We start from the raw sequence: 24,381 nt of genomic DNA, 5'->3' as shown, positions 1-24,381 counted from the left end.
GCCACTCACGACTCCTCTCGAAAACCGCACATATAGCTACTAATCAGACTTTTCGCCGCTCAAATGTGTCCCTTGTGGACACTCAACGCACGGCCGGCTCTCGTGGCCAGTCCGGAACCACGCCGCGAAGGCCGCCTTCTCTGCCTTGACCCAGCGAAGGGTCCTTCACCGCAGAGGCTCGGTCACGCCACCTTTGACTTGCCCCTCACCTACCGTCAGTACCGGATGGTGTGCCCGGCGAGGATCCGCTCGGCGGCGCCGGTCGTGGACAGACCCGCCGCGGGCCGGTCTTCGGTGAAGTACTCACGGAAGTCCTGGCTGAAGTGGCGGGTCATCAGCGCGATCGTGCGGTTCCAGTTCCCGCCGTCCGGCCCGTCCGGCGCCCACAGGTCCAGCAGCGACGAGCCGACCCTGCCCTGCACGGTGTCGCCGTCGTCCCAGCCAGGCGTCGAAGCGTCGTTTTCGAAGCTGTACGAGGTGCCGTTGTCGTAGACGTAGCGGTAGTCGCCGAGCGCGTAGGCCGCGACGGCGTCGGCGAAGCCTTCGGTCCACGCGCACGATTCCGAGCTGTGTTTCTCGATGTAGTGCGGGTTGCAGCCGTCGACCACGGGGAAATCACGACCGTAGAGCTGCCACTGCAGCCAATGCCCGGCCTCGTGGAGGATGAGGTGCTTCGAGTCGGGCATCGTCGCGCCGAGGAAGATGTAGTTCGTGTTCGGATAGTCCCAGTAGCCGCCCTCGGCGACCTTCGGATCCCAGATGAAGGTGATCCGGTCGCAGCGCCCGTCGGACTGCCGGGCCGTCCAGCACGACGAAGCCGGGTTGGCGCGTTTCCAGTACAAGACGTTGAGGGTGTCCACGACCTTCCACGCCCGTTGCAGCGTCGACGGCACCTTCACCGTGCCGAGGTCCTGGGTGCCGGACACGTTCGTGCGGTGTGCCGAGTCGAACGTGTAGTCGGTGGTGTTGTTCGCCGCCTTGACGACCCGCCACATCGAGGTGCTGCTCGACCGGAACCGCACGTACGCCTCGGTGAGTGACGCGGTGTGGCAGGCGGTGAACCGGCCGTCGGACGCGCCGGTGATACCCGCCACGAGCCGGGTCGTCGTGCCGGAACCGGTGCGGCCCCACAGTTCCCAGTTCGCGTTCCGGGCAACCTGCGTGCGCAGGGGCTTGCTGGTACCCGCTTCGGCGTCGAGATGGTCGAAGGCGAGCGTGCCGGTGAGACAGGCGTTCGTGGCCGCCGTCGCCGGCGCGGTGGACACGGCCGCGGTCAGCCCGAGTGTCGTGATGAGCACCGCGCCGAACGCTCGAAGTCGTCGGCTGGCGGATCTGCGGATCAGCTGCACGGGAATCTCCTCGCTGGAGGGAAACGACGGTGCGCCCGTGACCCTGTGTCGACGGTGACACACCGGTTGGTGAAGGAGTTTCATCGCGGCCGGCGCCGCCCACCATCGCGCCGTCCCATCGGCCGCGGCTATGCCCTCCCCGCCACGGGGCGTGTCATGATGTCCGCGAACTCGATCGGCAAAGCGAACGATTCGCCCATCCGGTCGTACGGTTTGACGAACGACAGGGAGCAGCGGTGGAGGACGAGACGCCCTCGATCCGGGACATGCTGGCGGTCAACCTGCGCGCGGCCAGGGCGGCGAGGGGCATCTCGCTGTCGGAGCTCTCGCGGCGGTCAGGCATCGGCAAGGCGACGCTGTCGCAATTGGAGTCCGGCGGCGGCAATCCGACCATCGAGACCGTCTTCAGCCTGTCCAGGGTGCTGGAAGTGGCGATCTCCGACCTGCTCGACCATCGGGCGGGCGGCGCGCTCACCGTGGTGCGCGGTGCCGACGTCGAGGTGCTCAGCGGTGAGGGAGTGGATCTCCGGCCGCTGCGGCGGATCGAGACCGGTGACGGCGTCTTCGAGGTGTACGACCAGGTGGTGCGCGGGGACGCGCCACAGCGTTCGCAGGGGCACGTCGGGGTCGAGCACACCATCGTGCAGACCGGATCGCTGCTGGTCGAGGTGGCGGGCCGGACCGTCGAGGTCGGCCCGGGGGACTACGTCGCCTTCGACGCCCGCGAGCCGCATTGCTACACCGCTTCGGCGGGGCCGGTGCATTCGGTCCTGCTGCTGCAGTATCGCGCCGACGAGCGGCTCGACGGAAGGCCGCATCCGGTGCTGAAGGGCTGACCGCGCCCGAAGTATTGACACCCGTCCGGGGCGGAACCTACTCTCCGATCGTTCGCTTTACCGAACACTGGAGGGTCGATGAACCGAACGCGCGTGGTCGTTCTCGGCGCGGGCATCGTCGGCGCCGCGTGCGCCCGTGAGCTGAGCCGGGCGGGCTTCGACGTCGTGGTCGTGGATCGCGGCCGTCCCGCCGGGGGAACCACTTCGCACGGCGAGGGCAACATCCTCGTCTCCGACAAGGGTCCCGGCCCGGAACTCGACCTCGCGAAGCTTTCGACCGCGTTGTGGCCCCAGGTGGTCGCCGAGATCGCCGACGAGGACGTGCGCGCAGCTTCGGCGATCGAATACGACCCCAAGGGCGGCATCGTCGTCGCCACCACGGACGACGGAGCCCACGCTCTCACCGCCTTCGCCGCGTCGCAGACCGGCGTTCGCGCGGAACCGTTGTCCCCCAAGGAACTCGCCGAAGCGGAGCCCGCTCTGACCCGTGAGGTGGCCGCAGCGTTCCACTACCCGGAGGACGCGCAAGTCCAGCCCGCTGGAGCGGCGCTGGCCCTGCTGGGCTCCGCGCTGCGCCACGGCGCGCGGCTGCGCTCCGACACCGAGGTCGTCGGCGCGACCGTCCACAACGGACGGATCACCGGCGTGCGCGTGCCCGGTGAGGTCGTCGAGGCGGACGTCGTCGTGAACGCCGCGGGCCCCTGGGCCGGTCAGGTGTCGGCGCGTCTCGGCGCCGCGATCGCGGTCCGCCCTCGCCGGGGCGAGGTACTGGTGACCACTCCGATGCCCGGCGTCGTCCGGCACAAGGTCTACGACGCCGATTACGTCGGCGCGGTCGGTGCCGATTCGAGTGAGTTGCAGACCTCCGCCGTCGTCGAGTCGACCTGGGGCGGCACCGTGCTGATCGGCTCGTCACGCCGCCGGGTGGATTTCGACGACGCGATCCGCCCGGACGTGCTGAGTGCCATCGCGGTCAAGGCACTGCGCCTGTTCCCGGCGCTCGCCGACGTCGCGATCATGCGCGCGTACGGCGGATTCCGGCCCTACGTCGATGATCACCTCCCGGTGCTCGGCGAGGATCCGCGGCTGGGGAATCTCTGGCACGCCACCGGGCACGAGGGCGCCGGGATCGGGCTGAGCGTCGGCACCGCGCGGTTGCTGCGCGAACTGCTCACCGGAGCGGAGCCGGCGATGCCGGTCGAGGAGTTCACTGTGGACCGTCCGGCCGTGGTGGCGGCATGAGCGGGTGGCTCCTGCCGCGCGACCGCGACCCGGTGGGCCGGACCGACCGGCCGATCCGGATCACCGTCGACGGCGAACCCGTGACCGGGATCGCGGGCCAGAGCGTGGCGGGGATGCTGCTCGCCGCGGGATGGACCTCCTGGCGGAGAACGCGTTCCGGGGCTCCGCGCGGTGTGTTCTGCGGTATCGGCGCGTGTTTCGACTGCCTGCTCACGGTGAACGACGTGCCCGACGTCCGCGCGTGCCGCCGCCCGGCGGCCGACGGGGACGAAATCCGCACCCAGTCCCGGGAGGAGAACGCGTGAACGTGGTGATCGTCGGCGCCGGGCCCGCCGGGCTCGCGGCGGCCGAGCACGCGCTGCGGGCCGGTGCCCAGGTCACGGTGCTGGACCAGGCGGACACTCCCGGCGGCCAGTACCACCGGATGCTCCCCGAGGCGTACGCGGCGCGGTACCCGGAGCGGGTCCAGCACGGGCGGGCGGAATTCGACCGGCGCCGCCGGGTACTCGCGCATCCGCGATGTCACTGGTGGCCCGGCTCCACCGTCTGGGCGTTCGACCGCGCGGAGAAGACGGTGCACGTCCTGCGGGGACAGTCCGACGGAGGTGGACGGCGGCGGCTGACCCTCGTCCCGGACGCGCTGATCCTGGCGACCGGCGCGCACGACCGCACCCTGCCGTTCCCCGGCTGGGAACTGCCCGGCGTGTACACCGCGGGCGCGGCACAGGCGTTGGCGAAGGGGGAGCGGGTCGCGATCGGCGAGCGGGTCCTCGTCGCCGGGGCCGGGCCGTTCCTGCTGCCGGTCGCGGAATCGTTGCTGGGCGTCGGGGCCGAGGTGGTCGCGGTGCTGGAGGCGAACCCGTTCTCGACCGTCCGGAAAGGATGGGCGTCCCGTCCGTGGCGCCTGGCCGCCCACGCCGGGAAGGCCGGCGAGTTGGCTCGATACGCCGCGACGCTGGCCCGGCACCGGGTCCCGTACCGGCTGGGGCGGGCCGTGATCGAGGCTCGCGGCGTGGACCGCGTCCGCGAGGTCGTGACCGCGCGGGTCCGCGCCGACTGGTCGATCGTCCCCGGCACCGAGCGGACCTACGCGGTCGACGCGGTCTGCGTCGGCCACGGCTTCGTCCCGCAGCCGGAACTGGCCGTCGCCGCCGGCTGTGCCCTGGTTGACGGGTTCGTGCGGGTCGACGCCGCGCAACGGACCACAGTGGACGATGTCTTCGCCGCGGGAGAGATCACCGGGATCGGCGGCGCGGTCACCGCCGCGGCCGAGGGAGCGGTGGCCGGGTGCGTCGCCGCCGGGGGCGAGCCGTCGCCGGAGCTGATCCGCGCCCGCGACCGGGCCCTCGCGTTCGCCGAACGCCTCGCCACGGCTCACCCGATCGGTGCGGCCTGGCGAAGCTGGCTGCGCGAAGACACGATCGTCTGCCGCTGTGAGGAAACGACGTACGGCGAACTGACGCGCGCGGCCGAAGACACGGTCTGCTCCGGCCCGCACGCACTGAAACTCGGCACCCGGGCCGGCCTCGGCCCATGCCAGGGCCGCATCTGTGGTCCGACCGTGTCCGAACTCCGCGGTGGCATCGAACGGCACCACCGCCCGATCGTCCAGCCGATCCGGCTGGGCGAACTCGCCGCCCGAACCGAAGGAGAACCTGAATGAGCACCCCCGACCTCGGCGGCGTCGTCGTCGCGACCGCCCTCCCGTACCGGGCGGACGCGTCGGCCCCCGCCGGGCTGGCCGTGGACTACGACGCCTACGCCGCGCACTGCCGGTGGCTGGTCGACAACGGCTGCCGGGGCGTCGGCCCGAACGGCTCGCTCGGCGAATACTCGTCGCTGACCGACGAGGAACGCCGTCGCGTCGCCCGCACCGCGATCGAAACCGTCGGTGAGGACGGGATCGTCGTCGTCGGCGTGCACGGCCCCGGAGCGCACCAGGCCAAGTACTGGGCCGAGGTCGCCGCCGAGGACGGTGCCGACGGCCTGCTGTGCCTGCCGCCCACGATGTACCGCGCGAACCGCGGCGAGGTGCTCGCGCATTTCGAAGCGGTGGCGTCGGTCGGGCTGCCGGTGATGGTCTACAACAACCCCATCGACACCAAGGTCGACCTCACGCCCGCCCTGCTCGCCGAGATCGCGCGGATCGACAACGTGGTCGCGGTCAAGGAGTTCTCCGGCGACGTCCGGCGGGTGCTGGAGATCCGCGAGCGGGCACCGGGACTGGACGTGATCAGCGGCGCCGACGACGTCGTGCTGGAAAGCCTGCTGATGGGCGCGACAGGCTGGTTCGCCGGGTTCCCCAACGTGTTCCCCGCCGAGTCGGTGCGCCTGTTCGACCTGGCGCGGTCCGGAAAACTCGAAGAGGCCAGGGCGCTTTACGAGCCGCTGGTGGCCGCCTTCCGCTGGGACTCGCGCACCGAGTTCGTCCAGGCCATCAAACTCGGAATGGACCTCGTCGGCCGTTACGGTGGGCCGTGCCGTCCGCCGCGGGGGCCGCTGACCGAGGAACACCGCGAGCAGGTCACCGCCGACATGCGCCGCGCGCTCGCCTCGCTGGGGGTGGAGTAGGTGCGGTCGATCCGGTCGATCACCGCCGTCGACTCGCATACCGAGGGCATGCCGACCCGGGTGGTGACCGGTGGGGTCGGCGTCATCCCCGGCGACACGATGGCCGAACGCCGCCGGTACTTCATGGAGCACCTGGACCACCTGCGGCAGTTCCTGATGAACGAGCCGCGCGGTCACTCGGCGATGAGCGGCGCGATCCTGCAGCCGCCCGCCAGGCCGGACGCAGACTGGGGCGTGGTGTACATCGAGGTGTCCGGCTGCCTGCCGATGTGCGGGCACGGCACGATCGGCGTGGCGACCGTGCTGGTGGAGACCGGCATGGTCGAGGTGACCGAACCGAAGACCGTGGTACGGCTGGACACCCCGGCCGGGCTCGTGCACGCCGAGGTCGAAGTCCGGGACGGCCGCACGGTCCGCGTCAAGCTCCGCAACATCGCGTCCTTCCTCGCCGAGCGAGACGCCGTGGTCGAAGTGCCCGGCCTCGGCGAGGTGCGTTACGACCTCGCCTACGGCGGCAACTTCTATGCCATCCTCGAACTGTCCCAACTGGACATCCCGTTCGACCGGGCGGCGAAGGACCGGATCCTCGCCGCCGGGCTGGACATCATGGCGGCGATCAATGACCAGCGTCCGCCGAAGCATCCCGCCGATCCGCTGATCGGCGGCTGCAAGCACGTCCAGTTCCTCGCGCCGGGGTCGGATGCTCGCGCTTCGCGGAACGCGATGGCGATCCACCCGGGCTGGTTCGACCGGTCGCCTTGCGGCACCGGCACTTCGGCGCGGATGGCCCAGCTTCACGCTCGCGGCGAACTGCCGCTGCACACGCCGTTCGAGAACAGCTCGTTCATCGGCACCACCTTCACCGGGGAACTCGTCGCCGAGACCACCGTCGGCGGCGTTCCCGCCGTGGTGCCGGAGTTCTCCGGCCGTGCCTGGATCACCGGCAACGCCACCTATCTGCTCGACCCGGACGACCCGTTCCCCGCGGGCTTCGTCCTCTGAGGTTGGCGGCGCGCGCCGGTCCGTGAAGGCCTCCTTGCCTACCCTGAGAGTAGCGAAGGGGCCCTTCACCACCCGGCGGCGTGGTCCCTGGCGACATCGAGACGGTTCGGAAGCCGTAGCTGCGGCCCCCGTGTCGCGAAAGTGGCTTTGTCGTGTCGATCGCGGTGGTGGTGCTGCGGCGCACCAGGCCGGATCTGCCGCGGTCGTTGCGCACTCCGTGGGTCCCGTCCGTGCCGCTGATCGCGAACCTGGACGCGCTGACCTCGGCCTGGATGGTGCTCGGACTGGTGGTGTACGCCGTGTTCGGATTCCGGAACTCGGTGGAGAACCCGGAGAGGAAGGAAGCATGAAGCAGATCGAGAGGGCGGCGGAGATCGCCGCTGAATGGGCCGCGACCGACCCGAAGACGCGCACGGCGGTGCTCACCGGCGTGGCCGACGCCCTGGACGAGGCCGGTCCGTCCTTGATCGAGATAGCCGACGCCGAGACCCGGCTGGGGACGAAACGGCTGACCGGCGAGCTGGCCCGCACGACGTTCCAGCTGCGACTGCTCGCGGCCGAAAGCGGCTCGTACTACGACGTCCGGATCGACCGAGCCGACCCGTCGTGGCCGCCAGGACCCCGGCCGGAGCTGCGCCGGTATCGCACCGCTGTCGGTCCGGTCCTGGTGTTCGCCGCGAGCAACTTCCCGTTCGCGTTCAGCGTGGCGGGCGGGGACACCGCGTCGGCGTGGGTGGCCGGATGCCCGGTGGTGGTCAAGGGCCACCCCGGCCATCCGGAGTTGTCCCGCAGGACGGCTTCGGTCGTCGTGGAAGCCCTCGGCCGCCGGGGTGCGCTCCTGGGCCTTGTCGAAGGAGAAGCCGCGGGCGTGGAGGCACTGCGTCATCCGGCGATCGCGGCCGCCGCGTTCACCGGGTCGGTGTCGGGTGGGCTCGCGCTGGCGCGGATCGCGGCCGAGCGGCCGGTCCCGATCCCGTTCCACGGCGAACTCGGCAGCGTCAACCCGGTGATCGTCCTGCCCGGCGCGGCACGCTCGCGGGCGGAGGAACTGGCGGCGGGCTACGCCGGTTCGCTGACGCTGGGCAACGGCCAGTTCTGCACGAATCCCGGTCTGGTGTTCGTGCCGTCGGAAAGCCCGTTCGGGGATCTCGTCGCCGAACGGTTGCGCGAGGTCCCGGCCGCGCCGTTCCTGAACGACCGCATCGCGTCGGGTTTCCCTACCGGCGCGGCACGGCTGGCCGCCATCCCCGGGATGCGTGAGGTCGTCCGGGGACCAGGCGCCCGACTGCTCGAAGTCGCGCTGGAGGACTTCGTACCGGAAGCGGCTGAAGAGTGCTTCGGCCCGCTGGGCGTGGTGGTGCGATACTCGCGACTTTCCGACGTCCAGCCGGTGCTGGCGGCTCTGCCCGGTCAGCTCACGACGACCGTGCACGCCCTCCCCGAAGAGGCCCCCGACGTCGAGGCACTGCGCCCGGTACTGGCCGACCGCAGCGGGCGGATCCTGTGGGGCGGCTGGCCGACCGGGGTCGCGGTGACCTCGGCGATGCAGCACGGCGGACCGTTCCCGGCGACGACGTCACCGGCCTCGACGTCCGTCGGGACGGCGGCGGTGGAACGCTTCCTCCGGCCGGTGTCCTATCAGGACTGGCCGTCGCACCTCCTGCCGGAACCGCTGCGGGACGACAACCCGTGGGACGTCCCGCAGCGCTTCTCGTGACTCGTGAGTGGGCGCCGGGGGTAGCGAAGGCCTCCTTCCCTACCTTCAGAGTAGGTAAGGAGGCCTTCACTACCGCCTGGGCCGGCTTTCGCAACCCGCCACCTCGCCTTACCCCTCAAAGGGAACCGGCCACTCCACTCACGAGTCAGGGGGAGACGACGGTCCCGCCCTGCACGACGTGCCGGAATTTCTCCGGCTCGGCCAGGACGCCGATGTCCTCCAGCGGATCCCGGTCGACGACGAGCAGGTCCGCGTGCGCGCCTGGAGCCAGCGTGCCGATCTCGCCGGTCAGGTTCAGCAGGTCGGCCGCCGTCGACGTCGCGGAGCGGACCACCTCCAGCGCGGACTGGACCTCGCCGCGCAGCCGGAACTCGTGGTTCTGGTGCCGGTGCATCCCGCCGAGGAGGTCGCTGCCGTACACGAGTTTCACGCCGCCCCTGGCCGCCCGCTCGAGGGCGGCCATGCCCGCGCCGAGCACCTCGTCGACCTTGCGCCAGCTGGATTCCGGCAGCCCGTGCTCGCGCCCTTCCTCCTTCAGTGCCCAGTAGGTGACCAGGGTGGGCACGAGATACGCGTCGTGCCGGAGGAACAGTTCGACACTGAGGTCGTCGATCAGGTTGCCGTGCTCGATCGACCGCACGCCCAGTTCCAGCGCGCGGTTCACCGCGCGGGCGGTATAGGCGTGCGCGGCGACGTAACGGTTGGCCGCCTCCGCCTCTTCGACGATGGCGCGCAGCTCCTCGGCGGAGTACTGCGTCGAGTCGATCCGGTCGGTGGGGGAGGCGACACCGCCGGAGGCCATCACCTTGATGTGGTGCGCCCCCTTGCGCAGCTCGTCGCGCGCCGCGGCGCGGACCGCGTCGACCCCGTCGGCGACCCGGCCGAGGCCGGCGCAGCACGGGTGATCGTCGCTGGCGTTGGCGCCGCGCGTCCGGCTGTCGCCGTGCCCGCCGGTCTGGCTCAGCGCGCGTCCGCAGAACAGCAGGCGCGGGCCGCGGAACAGGCCCTCGGCCTGCGCGTCGGCGAGGCCGTAGTCGGCGCCGGAGGCGTCACGGACCGTCGTGAAGCCCCGGTCCAGCATGCGGCTCATGGTGCGGGCACTGTGCGCGGCCACGTACGACGGTGACGACGCGGGCAGCGACCCCAGATCCGCGGTCGACGCGGTGACGTGCACGTGGGCGTCGATCAGTCCGGGCAGCACGAACGCACCGCGCAGGTCCTCGGTCCGCGCGTCGTCCGCGGTGAGCCCGTCACCGATCTCGACGATCCGGCCGTCGGCGCACCGGAGGTCTCCCTCGGTGTACTCGCCCTTGACCGGGTCGAGCAGGCGGGCGTCGCGCAGCAGCAGCGATCCGTTCATCGGTTCTCCTCCAGGAGTTCGCGCAGGGCCGGGACCGCCAACGGTGCCAGTGAACGGGCCGCCGCGACGGAATCGTCGTCGTAGCTGCCTTCTGCGTCGAGGAGGTTGAGGACGCCGAGCGTGCGGCCGCCGTCCACCACCGGCACGTTGATCACCGCGCCGCAGCCGAGCCGGTCGATGAGTTCGTGGTCGGCGAAGATCTCCCGCACCGCCGCGCTGTCCGGTCCGAAGTAGGGCTCCTGTCCCGTGATGCACCGATCCAGCCACCCGGCCGCTACCTCGACGGTCTTCTCGCCGCCGATCGGGTACTCGACGGGGTGGCTGCTGTGCACCCGTCGCAGTGCCCGCCGTTCGGGCACCCACGCCAGTACGGTGAACAGCCGTACGCCGATCGTGGCTCGGGTCTTGTCCTCCACAGTGGACAGTGACACGGTCACTTGGTCATCTCCTTGGCGGTCTTCACGGGCGCGCCGTGTTCGGTCAGTTCTTCCAGGGAACGGCCGGCGGTGGACAGGCCGAACACGACCACGCACACCACCCCGGCCGCCAGGACGGCGGTGGTGAGGCCGAAGACGCCGGCGAAGCCGAGGCTCGCCGCGGACAGGCCGATGATCGTCGGGGCGAGGATGCTGCCCACCCGGCCGAACGCGCTGGACAGCCCGGTCCCGCTGGCGCGGATCCAGGTCGGGAACACCTCGGGGGTGTAGGAGTAGACGCCGGCGTAGGTGCCGTTGAGGAAGAACGACAGCACCGCCCCGGCGAGGGTGATCGACCACGGCGCGTCCATCTGGCTCAGCCAGAACGCGCTCACCGCGGAGCCCGCGAGGTACAACGCGATGGTGTGCTTGCGGTCGAGCCGTTCCGACAGCCACGCGGCGGAGAAGTATCCGGGGATCTGCGCCAGGTAGATGATGATCGAGAACTCGAAGCTCTTGGTCACCGTGATGCCGCGCTCGACGAGCAGTGTCGGGATCCAGGAGAAGAAGCCGTAGTAGGAGAACGTGATCACGAACCACACGGTCCAGATCACCGCGGTGCGGCGCGCCATCGCCGGGCTCCACAAGAACTTCAGCGCGCTGAGGAGATTGACCTTGGGGGTCTCCGTCGCGGGCTGGGCCTCGGCCTCCGCGACGGCGGGAAGTGCTTGCCCCGTCGCCTTTTCGACGTCCCGCTCCAGCTTCGAGACGATCTTCTCGGCCTCGGCATGACGCCCGTTCGCGACCAGGAACCTCGGTGATTCCGGCAGCGAACGGCGCCACCACAGCAGCATGACGATCGGCAGCGCGGTGATCAGCTGCGCGACCCGCCAGCCCTCCGGCACCGTCGGGACGACGAACCGCCCGATCAGCGCGGCGGCGACGAACCCGAACGAGAAGAACCCGGCCAGCGCGCCGACGAACCAGCCGCGGCGTTTGGCGGGGACGAACTCCGACAGGAACGGCGCGATGATGGCGCTTTCGGCTCCCGCGCCTGCCCCGGCCAGCACCCGGGCGCCCAGGAAGACCTCGTAGTTGGGGGAGAAGGCGGCGACCACCGAGAACACCGCGTAGAAGGCCAGCGCGTACATCATGACCTTCTTGCGGCCGATGCGGTCGCCCAGCAGCCCGGCGGCGATCGCGCCGAAGAGGAAGCCGAACGGCGTCGCCGAACCGATCAACCCGAGCTGGCCGTTGTCGAGGCCCCAGGCGGCTTTCGCGCTCGGAAGGAGGAAGGCGACGACGGCGGAGTCCATTCCGTCGAAGGTGTAACCGAGCCCGCCGATGAGCAGGAGTTTGTAATGGGGACGGCTGAGCGGGAGCCGGTCCAGTCGTGCCAGAAGCGTCATGGGGAACGCCTTCCGTGGTTCGGGCGACGAGGAGTGCGGACAACGTATACTGCGTTTCGGCAAAACTGCAATGGTTGTTGCAAGTGGTTCGCCGGGCACGATGCGTTACCGTGACGCCGTCGAGGGAGGGTGCGCGTGACAGGGACGGGAACCGACGACGGTTTCGAGGCGTGGCTTCGGGACCGCGCACCGGAGCGCGGCCTGCGGCCGAAGGCGGCCGCCGTGCTCGAAGTGCTGGTCTCGCAACCGCGCCGGGCGTCGTTCGGCTCGACGGCCGAGCTCGCCCAGCTCGCCGGGGTCAACGTCGCCACCGTCACCCGTACGGCGCAGGCGCTGGGTTTCGCCGGCTGGCCGGCACTGCAACAGGAGTTGCGGGCGCGGTACATGTCGTCGCTGAGCGCGCCGCAGGTGGCCGAGGAACACCGGGACGTCGACTCGCCGGGTTCGGCGTCGCTGCGCCGCGACCTCGACAGCCTCGCTCTGCTCAACCGGCGCGTCGCCGAGGACGAGATCCGCAACGTCGCGGAGGCCGTCGCCGGGGCGCGCCGCACGGTCGTGATCGCCGACGGCAGCTACGCCGCGGTCGGGATCGCGTTCGCGCACAACGCCCGGCTCGCCGGATACGACGTCCACGCGATCACGGCGGGCGACGCCGAACTCGCCAACGCCACGGCGAAACTGACTTCCGAAGACGTCCTCATCGCGATCAGCTTCTGGCGGCTGTACGAGAGCACGGTGCTCGCCGCGAACGAGGCCAAGGCCAGGGGAGCGCGTGCCTTCGCCATCACCGACGCGGCCAGTCCCGCGCTGGCGGCCGCGGTCGAACAGGTGCTGATGGTGCCCGCCGAGGGCGTGACCTTCTTCCCGTCGCTGACCGCGGGGATGAGCCTGGTGCAGGCGATCGTCGCGCAACTCGCCGCCGTCGATCCCGTCCGCACCGGCGAGTCCATCGAGGCGGCCGAGGCCATGTGGTCGCGGTTCGACCTGCTGCACCGTCGCCCGGGATCGGCCGATCGGACAGTGCCGAAAAGGCCGACCGGTCGAGGCGTCTCCGCCGGATGACCGATCCGCCGCCCCCGGCGGGGAGGCGATCCTGGTTCCAGGCCGCCGGAACAGGCGGCACGGGGACCGAGGAGGCCGAAATGACGATCATCGCGACTCTGGGCGCATACGCCGGGCTCGCCCTTCTGGCACTGATGGCGGCGACCCCGCTGCTGGTCGAACTCGATCAGCGCTTCCCGGTCACCCGCCGGGCGAAGGCGGCCGAACGGGAACGCCGGATGCCCGCCGGGCTCGCTTCGGCGTGACGCAGAGCACAGATTCGCGCGAGGCCTACCTCGCGTGAGTGATTCGGGCTGCGCCAATTCGTAACTTTGTGTCGCGCTATGGAACGCTCTGTGACGTGACCGTGGATTTCTGCACCAACGCCCAGCCCTCCGACACCTTCGCGGAGTTCCGGAGGAACGTCGACGAACTGACCCAGGCGTTCATCGACGCCTGCCGTCAGGGACGTACGCCGGGCGACGCTTCTCTCGACCTGCTGCAGCGGGTCCATCGCGAAGACCGCAACTGGGTCGTCGTCCATCTGACCTTCGCCATCGCCGCGCTCGCGCATCAGCGCACCCTCGCCCCGGCCGACTCCGTCACCCGGCCAGGTGGTGTGACGGGTGCGCCGGGGCGCGCGTTGTTAGCTTCCGCGAGTGACTGATCCGACCATCTCCGCGGTCATCGCGGTGTTCGCGGGTTTCGTGCTCGCGGGCCTCCTGGCCGTCCCGTACATCGCCGCGAGTTACCGGCGCCGCGGGGAGCTCGGGCTCTGGCGGGTCCTGCTGGTGTTCGGGTTCCTGGTCTACGCCATGTCCCTGTGGACGTACACGTTGCTCCCCATCCCGGAGACGACGGCGGCGTGGTGTGCCGAGCACGCGTCCAGTCACCTGCAACTGCGCCCGTTCCAGTTCGTCGCCGACATCCGTCGCGAACAGACCGGGGCCGGCCTGCGGGCGTTCCTGCGCAATCCCGCCGTCCAGCAGGCGGTGTTCAATGTCGCCTTGTTCGTGCCGCTGGGGATGTTCGTACGGCACCTCTTCCGGCGCGGCTTCGCGGCCACCGTCGCGATCGGCTTCGCGGTCTCGTTGTTCATCGAGTGCACCCAGCTGACCGGGGTCTGGTTCCTGTTCGAGTGCCCGTACCGGCTGGCCGACGTCGACGACCTGCTGACCAACACCCTCGGTGCCGCCGTCGGCTTCGGCCTCGCCCCGCTGTTGCGGCTGCTGCCGGGCAACGAGCCGTCCGCGCCGCCGGGAACGCCGCGGCCGGTCACCGCGCGCCGCCGCCTCCTCGGGATGGCCGTCGACGTCGTGTCGGTCGTCCTGCTCGGCACCACGGTCGGAATCGTGACGACCCTGCTCGTGGGTGAACCGAACACCGTGGTCACCGCGCTGATCGGCACCTTCCTGCCCGCGCTGCTCCTGCTGTTCGTCATCCCGGTCGTGGGCAACGGTGCCAGCTTCGGCCAGCGGGTCGTGTTGCTGCGCCCCGCCGGCCCGGACGGCGGGAAGCCCGCGCTGTGGCGGATGGTCGTGCGGTTCCTGGCCGGCTCCGGCGGCTATTTCACGCTGCTCACCTTGGCGTCGGTGGCCAACGGCGGGTTCGAGCCGCTGGCGAACCTGTTGTTCTTCGCCAGCGGAATCCTCGCCTTCCGGCCCGAAGGTCACCAGGGACTGTCCGGGCTGATCGCCGGTCTGCGGATGACCGACGTGCGCGAACTCGACGAGCCGGCCGAACCGAGCCTCATGAGCGGTAAGGAGTCTTAGGTGCTTCCGTGGATTCGGGCCTTGGGTTTTGGAGGGGGCTGGGTTGCGAAAGCCACTTTCGCAACCCTCCGGCCAGGCCCGGCCGGTGAGTTCCACCCGATCGGGTCGACCCTGCCCGTCGTGCGCGTCATTGCGCCTGGCAGGACGCACGGGCCGGAACACTCGCCCGGTGGACGTGGAGTCGATGGACGAAGTGGCCGACTGCCTGCTGTCGGTGGCCTGGAACATCTTCCCGCTGATGGGGAAACCGCCCGCGAGCCCGGGGAACCGGCCGGAGGAGATCCGGACCCTCCTCGTCGACGCCTGCCACGACGCCGGGATGCGAGCCCGTGAGTGGGCCGCGGAGCACGGGGCGGGAACCGAAGAAGACCGCCGTCCCTTCCTGCGGCTGGCGGAGGTCGGAACGGACGCTAACCTGTTCCTGGGCATGGTTTCCGGCACGTTGGTGCCCGATCACGAGCGAGTCCGCCGCCGCTGGGCCGAGATCGAGACCCTGGTCGTCGAGGCGGGTGAACTCGCCGTCCTGATCAAGGGACGGCCGCCCCTCGCCACGGGAGATCAGTCCTTTTCGAGCGTCAGGTCGTAGCGGTCGAGCACCTCCTTGACGGGCTGGAAGAACGTGGTGCCGCCCTCGGCGCAGTCACCGGAACCGCCCGAGGTCATGCCCTGCGCCTGCACGAGTTTCGTGCCGGAGCCCGACGAGGGGCGGCTGACGAACGAGCCACCGGAGTCGCCCGGTTCGGCGCAGGCGTCGGTCTGGGTGAGGCCCCGCACGATGTTCCCGTTGCCGTAGTTCACCGTCTGGTCCAGCGCTTCGACCCGCCCGCAGTGCCAGTGGGTGGTGATCCCGGACCGGCAGACCCGGCCGCCGACGCCGACCACGTCGGCGCCCTCGATCCGCACGTCGGACCCGTCCTCGTACCGGTCGACCCGCGGCGGGGTCGAGACGTCGGAGTGTGTCACCTTGACCGTCCCGTAGTCGTTGCCGGGGAAGGAAGACCTCGCGACCTTGCCGATCGTGCCCCCGGCGCCGCGCACGGTGCCGCCGAGTTCGGTGCAGTGGCCCGCGGTGATCACGTAATGATCGTCGTCGTCGTACGCGGTGAACCCGACCGAACAGGCACCGCCGCTGAAGTACAGGCCTTGCCCGCCGACCACGCTCCACAACGGCCGCGGCGCGCTCTTCACGTGTTCCACCCGGACCGGGACCCCGGCGGAGGTGGCCCACGCCAGTCCGGCGGGATCGCCGCCCACCACACTGACCACGACGTCGTTCGACGGCACGTCGACGTACCAGCCGGCGACCGAGCGGGGCAGGCCCGCGGTTCTGCTGTCCAATGTGGACTGGATCTGCCGCAGTTCGGCGGCGCTGTGCCGCAGTACCTTCGGGATCGCGCCCGCGGCGCGGATTCGGGAAGACCGGCTCGCGTCGGTGGTACCGACGATCAGTTCACCGGTCGTGGCGTCCAGCCAGGACCCGGCGAACGCGGCGCCGAGCGAGGTGCCGAGATCCTGCTGGGCGGCGGCCACCGTGGCCGTGCCCGCCGCTTCGTTCAGCACCGATGTCGCGGCGGAAGCCGGTGCCGCGAAGGCGGTGACGGCTGCCGCCGCGCCGATCAGGACGGTCAGGGTGCGCAGAGGACGTCGGATCACGAAAACCTCCATGGGTTCACGGAATTCGTTGCGGGAGAAGCGTTCCTTGATCGACGTTACGACAGGGGGACACCGGCCGAATGCCGCCATTTGAGTAGCGCTGGGAATTCGCCTTTCCGGCTCAGCGGAATGGCGGCTCCTCACTCGTGTGAGTGGGGATTGCACGATTTGCCGTCCCCGATCCGCTGACCGGCGAACGACGCTCAGCGACGTTCATACGCCCGTTCGGGAAAGGGGCTTCCCAGGCAGGAAATCGCAGATCACCTGATGGTGTCCACGCTGAACCCGTTCGCCCGCATCGGTGACGAACGCGTTTCTTTCACCAGCAGGAAACGAGGCCCGCCGTGAACATCAGGCCGACCGTGAGCACGGGCGCGGCGAACAACGCCAGCGCTCCGCCCGCGACGGCTCGCACCCGTTCCGGGAGGCGCGCCGAACGCACGGTCTCCGGTCCGTGCCCGGCGGGTCCAGCGCCAAGGTCGCGTCGTTGGCGGCGAGCTGGGCTTCCCGTTCGAAATGGACACCGTAGTGCGTGGCGACCGGCTGGTCGCCACGCACTACGGCTTCTACAACATGGTCGTCGGCGTGGGCATCCTCCTCGGCAACCTCTTCACCGGCACTGTCTTCGACCTCGCGCGCCGGGCAGGCTACCCGGAATTCCCGTGGCTGGCCCTGACGGTGATCGGCGCGCTCTGTGCCTGGGGATTGCGTGGTCTCGACCGGAGCCGCCTTCAGACGAGCGTCGTCCAGTAACTCCAGAAGGCCTGCAGGACCGCGACGGTGATGGCGGCGTACCAGACCACGAGGACCACACTGTGGTACCGGATCGCCGCCTTCACCTCCGGTCCTTTGTGGAGGTTGTGCAGGGTCGTGTACCAGAAGACGGCGATGGTGACCGCCCAGACGACCATGCAGTACGGGCACAGCGCGCCGATGACGTACAGGCTCTGCAGCATCAGCCAGTGCACGAAGACGACACCGAGGGCCGCGCCGGCTTGCAGGCCCAGCCAGTACCAGCGAGGGAGCTTTGCTCCGCCGAGCAACGCGACCCCGGTCGTCACGACCACGCCGAACCCGGCGATCCCCAGCAACGGATTGGGGAACCCGAACAGCTCGGCCTGCGGCGTCTTCATGATCGACCCGCAGCTGAGCACCGGGTTGACACTGCAGGTCGGGATGTAGGAGAAGTCCTTGAGCAGCGCGATCTTCTCGACGGTGAGCACGAACGACGCCAGCAGCCCGATCGCGCCGCCGACCAGCAGCACCCACGGTGTCACCCGGACGGCGAACGGCGTCATTTCGCCAGTTCCCGGTCGATGACGGCCTTGAGGCCCTGATAGGACGGTGAACCCGAGAACTTGACGCCGTTGACGAAGAACGTCGGCGTGCCCTCGACGCCGATGTTCGCGCCGTCGGTGCGGTCGGCGAGCACCCGGCCGAGGGTGACCGGGTCGTCGAGCGCGGTTTCGAAGGCCTGCAGGTCGAGACCCAGTTCGCGGGCGAACCCGAGGAAGGTCTCGCGGTGGGAGACCTGCTGGTCACCCCACTCCGGCTGCTTCTCGAACATCAGGCGGTACATCGGTTCGAGCTTGCCCTGTCCACCCGCCGCCTCCACGGCCTGCGCGGCGAGTTCGGCGTTCTGATGGTTCGGGATGGGGAAGTAGCGCATCACGAAGGTGACACGGTCGCCGTACTCGGCTCGGAGGCGTTCGACGCCGGGAAACGCGGCGCCGCACGCCTCGCATTCGAGGTCGAGGAACTCCACGACGGTCACCTTGCTGCCCGGCGGGTCGGAGAGCCGATGGCTGTCCGGCCGGACGAGGATCGACGCGGGTACCACCGGGGGAGCGTCGATCGCCTGCCCGCTCGGGGGGTCCTCACCCAGATTGGTCACGACGAGCAACGCGGCCACGACCGCGACGACGACGGCCACGACCGTCAGGGAAACCTTGGTGTTCTTGGTCATTCTGTTGTGTCCTTGGCTCGGTTCCGGCAACTGAAAGCGGCGTGGGCGTGCCGGATCAGGTACGGGAAACGCAGAGCTGGACGAGTGGTGGTGTGGTCGTCGAACGCCTTGCCGGGGAGGACGGCGGTATGCCCGTCCCGCCGGGGCGGTGATGCCGGACGAGCAGGACGAGCACGGCAAGCAGCGCCACACCGACGCCCGCGACGTCGTCGAGGTGGTTGTCCGGAAGGGGCTGGTCCGCCGGGCTCAGCAGGGATGCGGCCGGCTCGCATTCGTCGGCCGGGGTCGTGGTGTGGGTGGCTTCGGCGGCGAACAGGGGAGCACAGGGCGAGCCGGCCGCCGCCGCTCCGTCACTGCACAAGGAACCCTGCAAGAGGGCGACAGCGGTGAGCGCGGCCAGCACGGCGAAAAGCCGCGCTGTCATCCTCACAGTCCGTCTGCCGGTCACGCGGTGCAGGGTAAAGGTGACCTTGTAAAGCCGGGGCGAACTCGGACAAACCGGCCTACAGTGGTCGGCGATCCCGAGTGGAAGGACGCCCCCTTGCCGAGGTTCAAGGATGTCTACGCGGTCCTGCCGGTTTCCGACCATGCCGCCGCCGTCGCCTGGTACGAGCAGTGGATCGGGCGGCGGCCCGACACCGAACCCATGGAAGGCGTCGCGGAATGGCAGATCACCGGGAACGCCGGGCTCCAGGTCGCCCACGACCCGGAAGCCGCGGGCAGGAGCACCGTGGTCCTCGTCGTCGAGGACATCGACGAGACCGTCGGCGACCTCGCGGGGCGCGGCGTGGGGTGCGGCCCGATCCAGGACTTCGGCTTCGTCAAGCTGACGGAGATCGCGGATCCGTCGGGCAACAAGGTCACCTTCGTCTGGGAGAACCCTTCGCAGGAGTAGGCCGCAGCCAATTCTTTCCGGAAGATGACGGGATCGCGCGGAGCGTTGCCCGTGGCGCGCCGCCGATGGTCCGATTCCCTCCGTCATCGACACTGGAGGGAATCCCATGAAGCATTCGAGGCGCAAGACCCTCGCGCTGGCACTGCTGGTGCCGTTCGCCACGCTCGTCGCGGTGCCCGGCGCCGAGGCGGCGACCGAACGCACGATCAAGGTCGTCACCTACAACGTGGGTGACGCGGGCGGTCTCAAGGCCGACCTCGTCCGTCTGATCGAGACCGAACGCCCCGCCGTCATCGGGCTGCAGGAGGTCGCCGACCGCGAGGCGGTGGTGAAGGAGGCCGCGGCCGCGACGGGATACGTCGCCATCTACGAGTCGGACCGCCGCGCGATCAAGCACAACGCCATCCTCGTGCGCGGCAATATGACCGTCACCGGCCACGGCGCGCACGAGATCTCACCCGCGTCCAAAGTGGACCCGTCCACACCCGGTACCGGCCCCGCGGAGCCCGGCGACTGTGGCTGCTGGGTGCCACCGAAGTACGTCAACTGGGTACGGGTGGGAGGCGCGGGCTTCGAGTGGGTCGTGGGCGTCGTGCACCTGACCCCGTCCGCGCAGCGGTTCGCCCTCAATCGTGAACTGCACAATCTGCAGGTCCGCACTACCGCGGACTGGTTCTCCTCGCGTGCGGCCGAGCCCGTCGTCATGGGTGACTTCAATGCCGAACCGGGTTCGGACCTGATGGTGGGGCTGCGGCGAGTGGCCGATTCCTACAGCGCTCCGAGCCATGGCACCAGGTCCATCGACCACGTGTGGGCGAAGAAGGACTCGACCGGGTCCGCGGTGGACGCCCTCGGCGGCTACGGAAGTGACCACCGTCCGGTGCGCGTTCGGGTGACGGTGACCCGATGACGCGACGCGCCCTGATCGCCCTCGTATGCGGCGTCGGCCTGCTGACGGCCGTGCCGTCCGCGACAGCCGAAACCGGGCCGCGCGACGAGTCGCTGGACTTCCGGTTCCCAGCGGCGGATCTGATGCGGGTGCCGGAGACGAACACCTATGTCGCGGTCGGCGCGAGCATTCCCGGCAAGAAGTTGCCGTACACCGAAGTCGAGTTCGGTGGCGGATCGTTCCAGCGCCGAGGCGCCGTCGATGGCGACGCCTGGGACGGCGTCACGTTCCCCGCGGGATACTGGGCGAGACCCGACTCTCCACTGTGGACACCGGCGTTGTTCGCGCACCAGGAGGACGGCCGTGTCGTCTACTACGTGTTCTACAGCGCGGCGCTTCCCGGCCCCGAGCCCGCCGGCCAGGCGAAACACTGCGTCGGCTACGCCACCTCGTTGCGGGCCACGGGAGGCTTCGTCGCCAACGCCGATCCGCTGTTCTGCCCGGATCGCGGGTGGGCGATCGACGCCGACGTGAGCAGGGGACAAGGCGAGGTCTGGCTGACCTTGCGCAACGGCGCGTGGACGCAGGACCGCGTCACCGCTCTGGGAGCGGCGAAACTGGACTTCGACCGGCCTCGCCACGTGCGGCGGATAGCCGAAGCCGACGCGAAGAAGCTCATTGACAACGCGAATCTCGAGTGGACGCACCACAACAGTCCGTCCGACGACGTCCTCACGATCGAGAATCCCAACGCCGTCCGCATCGACGGTGACTGGTACCTCTTCTACTCGGGGAACAACTGGTACGCGAACCGCTATGCGACCGGTGTCGCCTACTGCGGAACCGCGCTGACCGACAACCGGTGCACCCCGATGGCCGAGCAACGGGCGTATTTCTCCTATCAGCCGGACCCGGACGGTGAGCCGCGATTCCGGCCCGGTCTGCCGGACAAGTACCGCAAGAAGAACCTGCCGGGCAACAAGCGGGGTCCTGGTGCGTTCAACGCGTTCCAGGCGCCCGATGGTTCGTGGTGGGCTTCGTGGAACTACATCACCGACGCGAGCTTGCTTCCGCATGAGGATCCTTCGCCGGAACGGCGGAGCCGGATCGCTCGGTTGGTGAAAACCGGCAGTGGGGCAGCGGCCGAATTCAGCGTGCGGTGGTGACCCGCCGGATGATTGATCTCCGGATCACCGGGTAATCGCCTCGTGCCGGCCTCCACCAGCCGGATGCGACACCAACGGAGTTGAGAACCATGACACACGCATACGAAGATCCCGAGTCATCGGCCGAACGGGTGGCCGTGCCGGAACCACGCGGCGAGAACGATGCCCTGGAGGAAACGGCCCTAGAGCTTGAGCCCACGATCGTGCTCGGCCGGGAGTGAGTCTTCACAAGGGAAGGAGGCCGGCTCCTACGACGAGCCGGCCTCTCCCCGTGACGACCTCGGTGCCGGTCGTTACCGGCTCTGCCGGGCGCGAGCGGTCTCGCGGCGGCTGGCTTTCTCGAGCGCCTTGACCAGTTCGCTCTTCGACATGCGGGAACGCCCGCGAATCCCGAGCTCGCGGGCCCGCTGATACAGGTGTTCCTTTCCGGCTCGCGCGTCGACGCCTCCGTGGGTGCTCTTCGTACGCTGCCCGGCACCGCCCGCGGCCTGCTCATCGGACGGCCCGCGGCGCTCCTTCGGCTCCCAATGGTCACCGACTTTTTCGAAGGAGTGCTTCACGGCGGCGAACGCGGTCTGGCTGGCGCGGCGGCCGGGCCCGTAGGTTTCGAGCGCCGAATCATGCGCGGCCACCCAGGTGTCCTGGGCCTCGCGCGGCGAACGCAAGAGCGTGCTGGGCAGGTCTTCCCGTCCTGGCATGACGGACCTCCTTCCTCACGGATCACGCTCTCGGATAACCGATCCCGTCCCGGCCGAAACCAACGGTGAGTAGGGCGAGCCCTACCACGCGGTGTCCAGCAGTCACCACGACAAGTCAGCGGGCTGACCCGATGGCCCAGGACGAGGTGGACCGCGATGCTGGACGCGATCGATCCGAGCATCCGAACGAAGGAAACGTATGACGAGAGCGGGTTCCGTGCGCAGCCACCTGATTCGTGCCGCCAGTGTCGCGCTGGTGGGAGCTTTCTGCGCGATCGCCCTACCCGGCAGTGCCGATGCCGTGGTGAACGGGAAGGACTCCACCGAGCGCTACGAGTTCATGGCGTCGATCCCGGAGGTCGTGCCCGAGCTGAACAACGCCAAAGGTGTCTGCGGGGCCGTGCTGATCCACCCGCGATGGGTGGTGACCGCGGCGCACTGTGTCGACCCGGGGAACAACCCGGCTCAGCCGGAGGGGACGGTGCGCATCGGCAGCGAGCGACGGACCTCCGGCGGCACCGTCCGCACGATCGACCGCATGGTGCGCCACCCCGGCTACCAGCCGGGCCAGCCGAACAAGAACGACATCGCGCTCGTGCGCCTGGACCGGCCCGTCTCCGAACGGCCCATCCGCATCGCCGGCCGCCCCGGCCGCCCCGGCACACCGACCCGCTTGATGGGCTTCGGCACCACGGTCGACACCGCCGACATCACCAAAGTGGTATTCCCCGAACGACTCCAGCAGCTCGACACTCGCCGGGGAGCGGTGTCGGAATGCTCGCCCGGCTACGCGGACTCGACCCGGCTCTGCACGATCAGCCGCAAGCCCGGTGCGATGGCGTGCATGGGGGACTCCGGTGGCCCGCAGATCCAGCGCGGGAAGTGGGGCCGGTGGGAGCTGATCGGCGTCACCTCGGGACCTGGTGACAACGACGTGCCCTGCGCCAACGGACCCGGCCTCTACACCAGCGTGCCCGCCTACAAGGGCTGGATCCACCGCACCATCCACGGACACCGCTGACGCTCCTGCGCTTCGGCAGCGGGCGAGGACGGTGACCTGACCGTCCTCGCCCGCTTGCCGGCGCTTCACCGGGGCGCGAGTGCCTCCAAAGACGACAGCTGCGCCTTGTGCAGGTTCGAGATGATGTTCCTCGGCTTGTCCGCGGCCTTGCTGTAGTAGTGCGCGCCGGACTCGAACGCCAGGTAGACGTTGCTGCCGTAGACCGTCAGCCCCTCGGACATGCTCGGCGCGCGGAAGCAGTGCTTCTTGGCCGTGTCCAGGTCTTTGTCGCCGGCGCCGCGCCGGACCACGTAGAGGTTGCTGCGGTTGTTCCTGCCGTGCGAAGTGCTGTAGATGAACAGGTCCTTGGTGACGATGAGGCCCTGCGTCTTCGTCGGCACCTCCCACGACCCCGGCCGGTAGCCCAGCTTGCCGTCGGCGCCGACGGTGTACGAGTGCATCAGTCCGCGCTTGGAGTCTTCGAACTTGCCCGCCCACAGGGTGTTGCTCGGGCCGTGGCTGGTAAGGAATGAGGCGGCGTAGACGGTCTGCGCCTTGCCTTCCTGCTCAATGGGCAGCGACTTCTTGATCGCGTTCTTCAGCTTCGCCAGCGAGTACTTGCGAATCGTGTCGCCCTTGCCCGACACGAATGCCCAACCCTGCTTCTCGAATACGGCGATCCCGCCGACGTGCGAGTAAGCGAGCAGCGCCTGGCCGACCTGCTTGCCGGTCTTGGCGTCGATCCCGATGATGATCGCGCTGCGGTGGCCCGACTCGTACGAGGTGACCAGGATCAGGTCGTTCGACCCGTCCCAGTTCGACCAGGTCGCCGTGCCCTGGGGGATGTTGGTCGCCAGCGCGGGCACAGGGTGACTCTTGCTGAACCGGTTGTCGTAGGCGTAGGAGGCCGATTCCCCGTGGTAGAAGGGGCCGTCCTTGCCGCTGGACTTCGTGTCGCAGGTGATGGCCGCGGCCTCAGCGGAGGCGGTGCCCACCGTGGTGAGGCCGAGCATCAGCACGCTCGCCGCGGCAGTGATCGTCGCCTTCTTGAGCAGGGTCTTCATTCATCCCCTTGTAGTCGTTGTACGTCCAGTTCTCAACTGGGACTCGCGGGAAGCGCTCGCGGTTCCCTGCGTGCCTTCGCCACGCGCGCATGATCGCGAGGTGCTGATGCGGCAGGACAACAACACCCTTTGCGCCTTGGCGAAAAGGGTGTGTGCCCGGTCCGTCTCGCCGGTGACACTGACGCCCACGCCCTGACGAAATGGGGCCGCTGAACCAAGCCGCACCATGAGGGGACGAAAACCTGCCTGAGGTGTCGCTGGTCGCGATCCTCGACGCGGACAAGGAGGGCTTCCTCCGCAGTGGCACGTCGCTGATCCAGACGATCGGTCGCGCG

29 protein-coding genes are annotated in these 24,381 nt (G+C 69.5%); 18 read left to right on the top strand and 11 right to left on the bottom strand.

What is annotated here, in order from left to right:
• Positions 1-215 precede the first annotated feature (215 nt).
• Positions 216-1,349 carry a metalloprotease gene (locus AC0685_RS40400; RefSeq protein WP_478230328.1) on the bottom strand — a complete coding sequence of 378 codons (1,134 nt, stop codon included), beginning with the start codon at positions 1,347-1,349 and terminating at the stop codon, positions 216-218.
• A 236-nt stretch (positions 1,350-1,585) separates the two neighbouring features.
• Between AC0685_RS40400 and AC0685_RS40395 the strand changes: the two genes are divergently transcribed.
• The 8 genes from AC0685_RS40395 to AC0685_RS40360 all read left to right on the top strand — a co-directional run bounded on the left by AC0685_RS40395 (position 1,586) and on the right by AC0685_RS40360 (position 8,717).
• Complete coding sequence (locus AC0685_RS40395; protein WP_478230327.1) at positions 1,586-2,185, top strand: helix-turn-helix domain-containing protein; 600 nt, start codon at positions 1,586-1,588, stop codon at positions 2,183-2,185.
• A gap of 78 nt (positions 2,186-2,263) precedes the next feature.
• Positions 2,264-3,427 carry an NAD(P)/FAD-dependent oxidoreductase gene (locus AC0685_RS40390; RefSeq protein ID WP_478230326.1) on the top strand — a complete coding sequence of 388 codons (1,164 nt, stop codon included), beginning with the start codon at positions 2,264-2,266 and terminating at the stop codon, positions 3,425-3,427.
• Entirely contained in the window at positions 3,424-3,732 is a 309-nt protein-coding gene (locus tag AC0685_RS40385) for a (2Fe-2S)-binding protein (RefSeq protein ID WP_478230325.1), read from the top strand. Before AC0685_RS40390 ends, AC0685_RS40385 begins: the two co-directional genes overlap by 4 nt.
• Entirely contained in the window at positions 3,729-5,090 is a 1,362-nt protein-coding gene (locus tag AC0685_RS40380; RefSeq protein WP_478230324.1) for an FAD/NAD(P)-dependent oxidoreductase, read from the top strand. Before AC0685_RS40385 ends, AC0685_RS40380 begins: the two co-directional genes overlap by 4 nt.
• Complete coding sequence (locus AC0685_RS40375) at positions 5,087-5,998, top strand: dihydrodipicolinate synthase family protein (protein WP_478230323.1); 912 nt, start codon at positions 5,087-5,089, stop codon at positions 5,996-5,998. Before AC0685_RS40380 ends, AC0685_RS40375 begins: the two co-directional genes overlap by 4 nt.
• The gene (locus AC0685_RS40370; RefSeq protein ID WP_478230322.1) at positions 5,999-7,000 is read left to right on the top strand and encodes a proline racemase family protein; all 1,002 of its coding nucleotides are present in this window, start codon (positions 5,999-6,001) and stop codon (positions 6,998-7,000) included.
• A 152-nt stretch (positions 7,001-7,152) separates the two neighbouring features.
• Positions 7,153-7,350 carry a hypothetical protein gene (locus AC0685_RS40365; protein WP_478230321.1) on the top strand — a complete coding sequence of 66 codons (198 nt, stop codon included), beginning with the start codon at positions 7,153-7,155 and terminating at the stop codon, positions 7,348-7,350.
• Positions 7,347-8,717, top strand: a complete 1,371-nt coding sequence (locus tag AC0685_RS40360) for an aldehyde dehydrogenase (NADP(+)) (protein ID WP_478230320.1) — start codon at positions 7,347-7,349, stop codon at positions 8,715-8,717. The genes AC0685_RS40365 and AC0685_RS40360 overlap by 4 nt, the downstream gene beginning before the upstream one ends.
• A 145-nt stretch (positions 8,718-8,862) precedes the next feature.
• Here the strand turns inward: AC0685_RS40360 and AC0685_RS40355 are convergent, their stop codons facing one another.
• From AC0685_RS40355 to AC0685_RS40345, 3 genes are read right to left on the bottom strand one after another with little or no spacing between them, the layout of a single operon-like run.
• Positions 8,863-10,077, bottom strand: coding sequence for a metal-dependent hydrolase family protein (locus tag AC0685_RS40355; protein WP_478230319.1), 1,215 nt, complete (start codon positions 10,075-10,077; stop codon positions 8,863-8,865).
• Positions 10,074-10,514, bottom strand: coding sequence for a GAF domain-containing protein (locus AC0685_RS40350; protein ID WP_478230318.1), 441 nt, complete (start codon positions 10,512-10,514; stop codon positions 10,074-10,076). The genes AC0685_RS40355 and AC0685_RS40350 overlap by 4 nt, the downstream gene beginning before the upstream one ends.
• A complete protein-coding gene (locus AC0685_RS40345; protein ID WP_478230317.1) occupies positions 10,511-11,902 on the bottom strand; it encodes an MFS transporter in 1,392 nt (463 codons plus the stop codon). The genes AC0685_RS40350 and AC0685_RS40345 overlap by 4 nt, the downstream gene beginning before the upstream one ends.
• Before the next feature lie 135 nt (positions 11,903-12,037).
• On the opposite strand from AC0685_RS40345, the gene AC0685_RS40340 reads away from it, so the two are divergent.
• From AC0685_RS40340 to AC0685_RS40320, 5 genes are all read left to right on the top strand, one after another.
• Complete coding sequence (locus AC0685_RS40340) at positions 12,038-12,964, top strand: MurR/RpiR family transcriptional regulator (protein WP_340682234.1); 927 nt, start codon at positions 12,038-12,040, stop codon at positions 12,962-12,964.
• An 80-nt stretch (positions 12,965-13,044) separates the two neighbouring features.
• Positions 13,045-13,209 (top strand): hypothetical protein, encoded by a 165-nt coding sequence (locus AC0685_RS40335; RefSeq protein ID WP_240598862.1) that lies wholly within the window; start codon positions 13,045-13,047, stop codon positions 13,207-13,209.
• 95 nt (positions 13,210-13,304) lie between these two features.
• Positions 13,305-13,610, top strand: coding sequence for a hypothetical protein (locus AC0685_RS40330; RefSeq protein WP_478230316.1), 306 nt, complete (start codon positions 13,305-13,307; stop codon positions 13,608-13,610).
• Positions 13,603-14,715, top strand: a complete 1,113-nt coding sequence (locus AC0685_RS40325; protein ID WP_478230315.1) for a VanZ family protein — start codon at positions 13,603-13,605, stop codon at positions 14,713-14,715. Before AC0685_RS40330 ends, AC0685_RS40325 begins: the two co-directional genes overlap by 8 nt.
• A gap of 169 nt (positions 14,716-14,884) precedes the next feature.
• The gene (locus AC0685_RS40320) at positions 14,885-15,301 is read left to right on the top strand and encodes a hypothetical protein (RefSeq protein WP_478230314.1); all 417 of its coding nucleotides are present in this window, start codon (positions 14,885-14,887) and stop codon (positions 15,299-15,301) included.
• Here the strand turns inward: AC0685_RS40320 and AC0685_RS40315 are convergent.
• Complete coding sequence (locus tag AC0685_RS40315) at positions 15,274-16,368, bottom strand: S1 family peptidase (RefSeq protein ID WP_478230313.1); 1,095 nt, start codon at positions 16,366-16,368, stop codon at positions 15,274-15,276. The two genes, AC0685_RS40320 and AC0685_RS40315, sit on opposite strands and share 28 nt — an antisense overlap.
• A 319-nt stretch (positions 16,369-16,687) precedes the next feature.
• Positions 16,688-16,810, bottom strand: coding sequence for a hypothetical protein (locus tag AC0685_RS40310; protein ID WP_478230312.1), 123 nt, complete (start codon positions 16,808-16,810; stop codon positions 16,688-16,690).
• A 74-nt stretch (positions 16,811-16,884) separates the two neighbouring features.
• Here AC0685_RS40310 and AC0685_RS40305 point away from each other — a divergent pair, with 74 nt between their 5' ends.
• Positions 16,885-17,121 carry a hypothetical protein gene (locus AC0685_RS40305; protein ID WP_478230311.1) on the top strand — a complete coding sequence of 79 codons (237 nt, stop codon included), beginning with the start codon at positions 16,885-16,887 and terminating at the stop codon, positions 17,119-17,121.
• Here the strand turns inward: AC0685_RS40305 and AC0685_RS40300 are convergent.
• The 3 genes from AC0685_RS40300 to AC0685_RS40290 are packed head-to-tail and all read right to left on the bottom strand — an operon-like array spanning position 17,100 to position 18,758.
• Complete coding sequence (locus tag AC0685_RS40300; protein ID WP_478230310.1) at positions 17,100-17,666, bottom strand: vitamin K epoxide reductase family protein; 567 nt, start codon at positions 17,664-17,666, stop codon at positions 17,100-17,102. The two genes, AC0685_RS40305 and AC0685_RS40300, sit on opposite strands and share 22 nt — an antisense overlap.
• The gene (locus AC0685_RS40295) at positions 17,663-18,334 is read right to left on the bottom strand and encodes a DsbA family protein (protein WP_478230309.1); all 672 of its coding nucleotides are present in this window, start codon (positions 18,332-18,334) and stop codon (positions 17,663-17,665) included. The genes AC0685_RS40300 and AC0685_RS40295 overlap by 4 nt, the downstream gene beginning before the upstream one ends.
• A gap of 55 nt (positions 18,335-18,389) precedes the next feature.
• The gene (locus AC0685_RS40290; protein ID WP_478230308.1) at positions 18,390-18,758 is read right to left on the bottom strand and encodes a hypothetical protein; all 369 of its coding nucleotides are present in this window, start codon (positions 18,756-18,758) and stop codon (positions 18,390-18,392) included.
• A gap of 117 nt (positions 18,759-18,875) precedes the next feature.
• Here AC0685_RS40290 and AC0685_RS40285 point away from each other — a divergent pair, with 117 nt between their 5' ends.
• The 3 genes from AC0685_RS40285 (at position 18,876) to AC0685_RS40275 (ending at position 21,284) form a co-directional block, all read left to right on the top strand.
• On the top strand, positions 18,876-19,229 hold the full coding sequence (locus AC0685_RS40285) for a VOC family protein (protein WP_478230307.1): 354 nt from the start codon (positions 18,876-18,878) through the stop codon (positions 19,227-19,229).
• Between the two features lie 106 nt (positions 19,230-19,335).
• The gene (locus AC0685_RS40280; RefSeq protein ID WP_478230306.1) at positions 19,336-20,139 is read left to right on the top strand and encodes an endonuclease/exonuclease/phosphatase family protein; all 804 of its coding nucleotides are present in this window, start codon (positions 19,336-19,338) and stop codon (positions 20,137-20,139) included.
• Complete coding sequence (locus tag AC0685_RS40275) at positions 20,136-21,284, top strand: family 43 glycosylhydrolase (RefSeq protein ID WP_478230305.1); 1,149 nt, start codon at positions 20,136-20,138, stop codon at positions 21,282-21,284. Before AC0685_RS40280 ends, AC0685_RS40275 begins: the two co-directional genes overlap by 4 nt.
• 293 nt (positions 21,285-21,577) lie before the next feature.
• Here AC0685_RS40275 and AC0685_RS40270 read toward each other — a convergent pair whose 3' ends face one another.
• Positions 21,578-21,982, bottom strand: a complete 405-nt coding sequence (locus AC0685_RS40270; protein ID WP_478230304.1) for a ChaB family protein — start codon at positions 21,980-21,982, stop codon at positions 21,578-21,580.
• 199 nt (positions 21,983-22,181) lie between these two features.
• Here AC0685_RS40270 and AC0685_RS40265 point away from each other — a divergent pair, with 199 nt between their 5' ends.
• Positions 22,182-23,003 carry a S1 family peptidase gene (locus AC0685_RS40265; protein ID WP_478230303.1) on the top strand — a complete coding sequence of 274 codons (822 nt, stop codon included), beginning with the start codon at positions 22,182-22,184 and terminating at the stop codon, positions 23,001-23,003.
• A 65-nt stretch (positions 23,004-23,068) separates the two neighbouring features.
• Here AC0685_RS40265 and AC0685_RS40260 read toward each other — a convergent pair whose 3' ends face one another.
• A complete protein-coding gene (locus AC0685_RS40260; RefSeq protein ID WP_478230302.1) occupies positions 23,069-24,046 on the bottom strand; it encodes a hypothetical protein in 978 nt (325 codons plus the stop codon).
• Between the last annotated feature and the right edge of the window lie 335 nt (positions 24,047-24,381).

The sequence above is a fragment of the Amycolatopsis sp. NPDC043889 genome (assembly GCF_056435645.1).
This window is presented reverse-complemented; position numbering and strand designations above follow the sequence as displayed.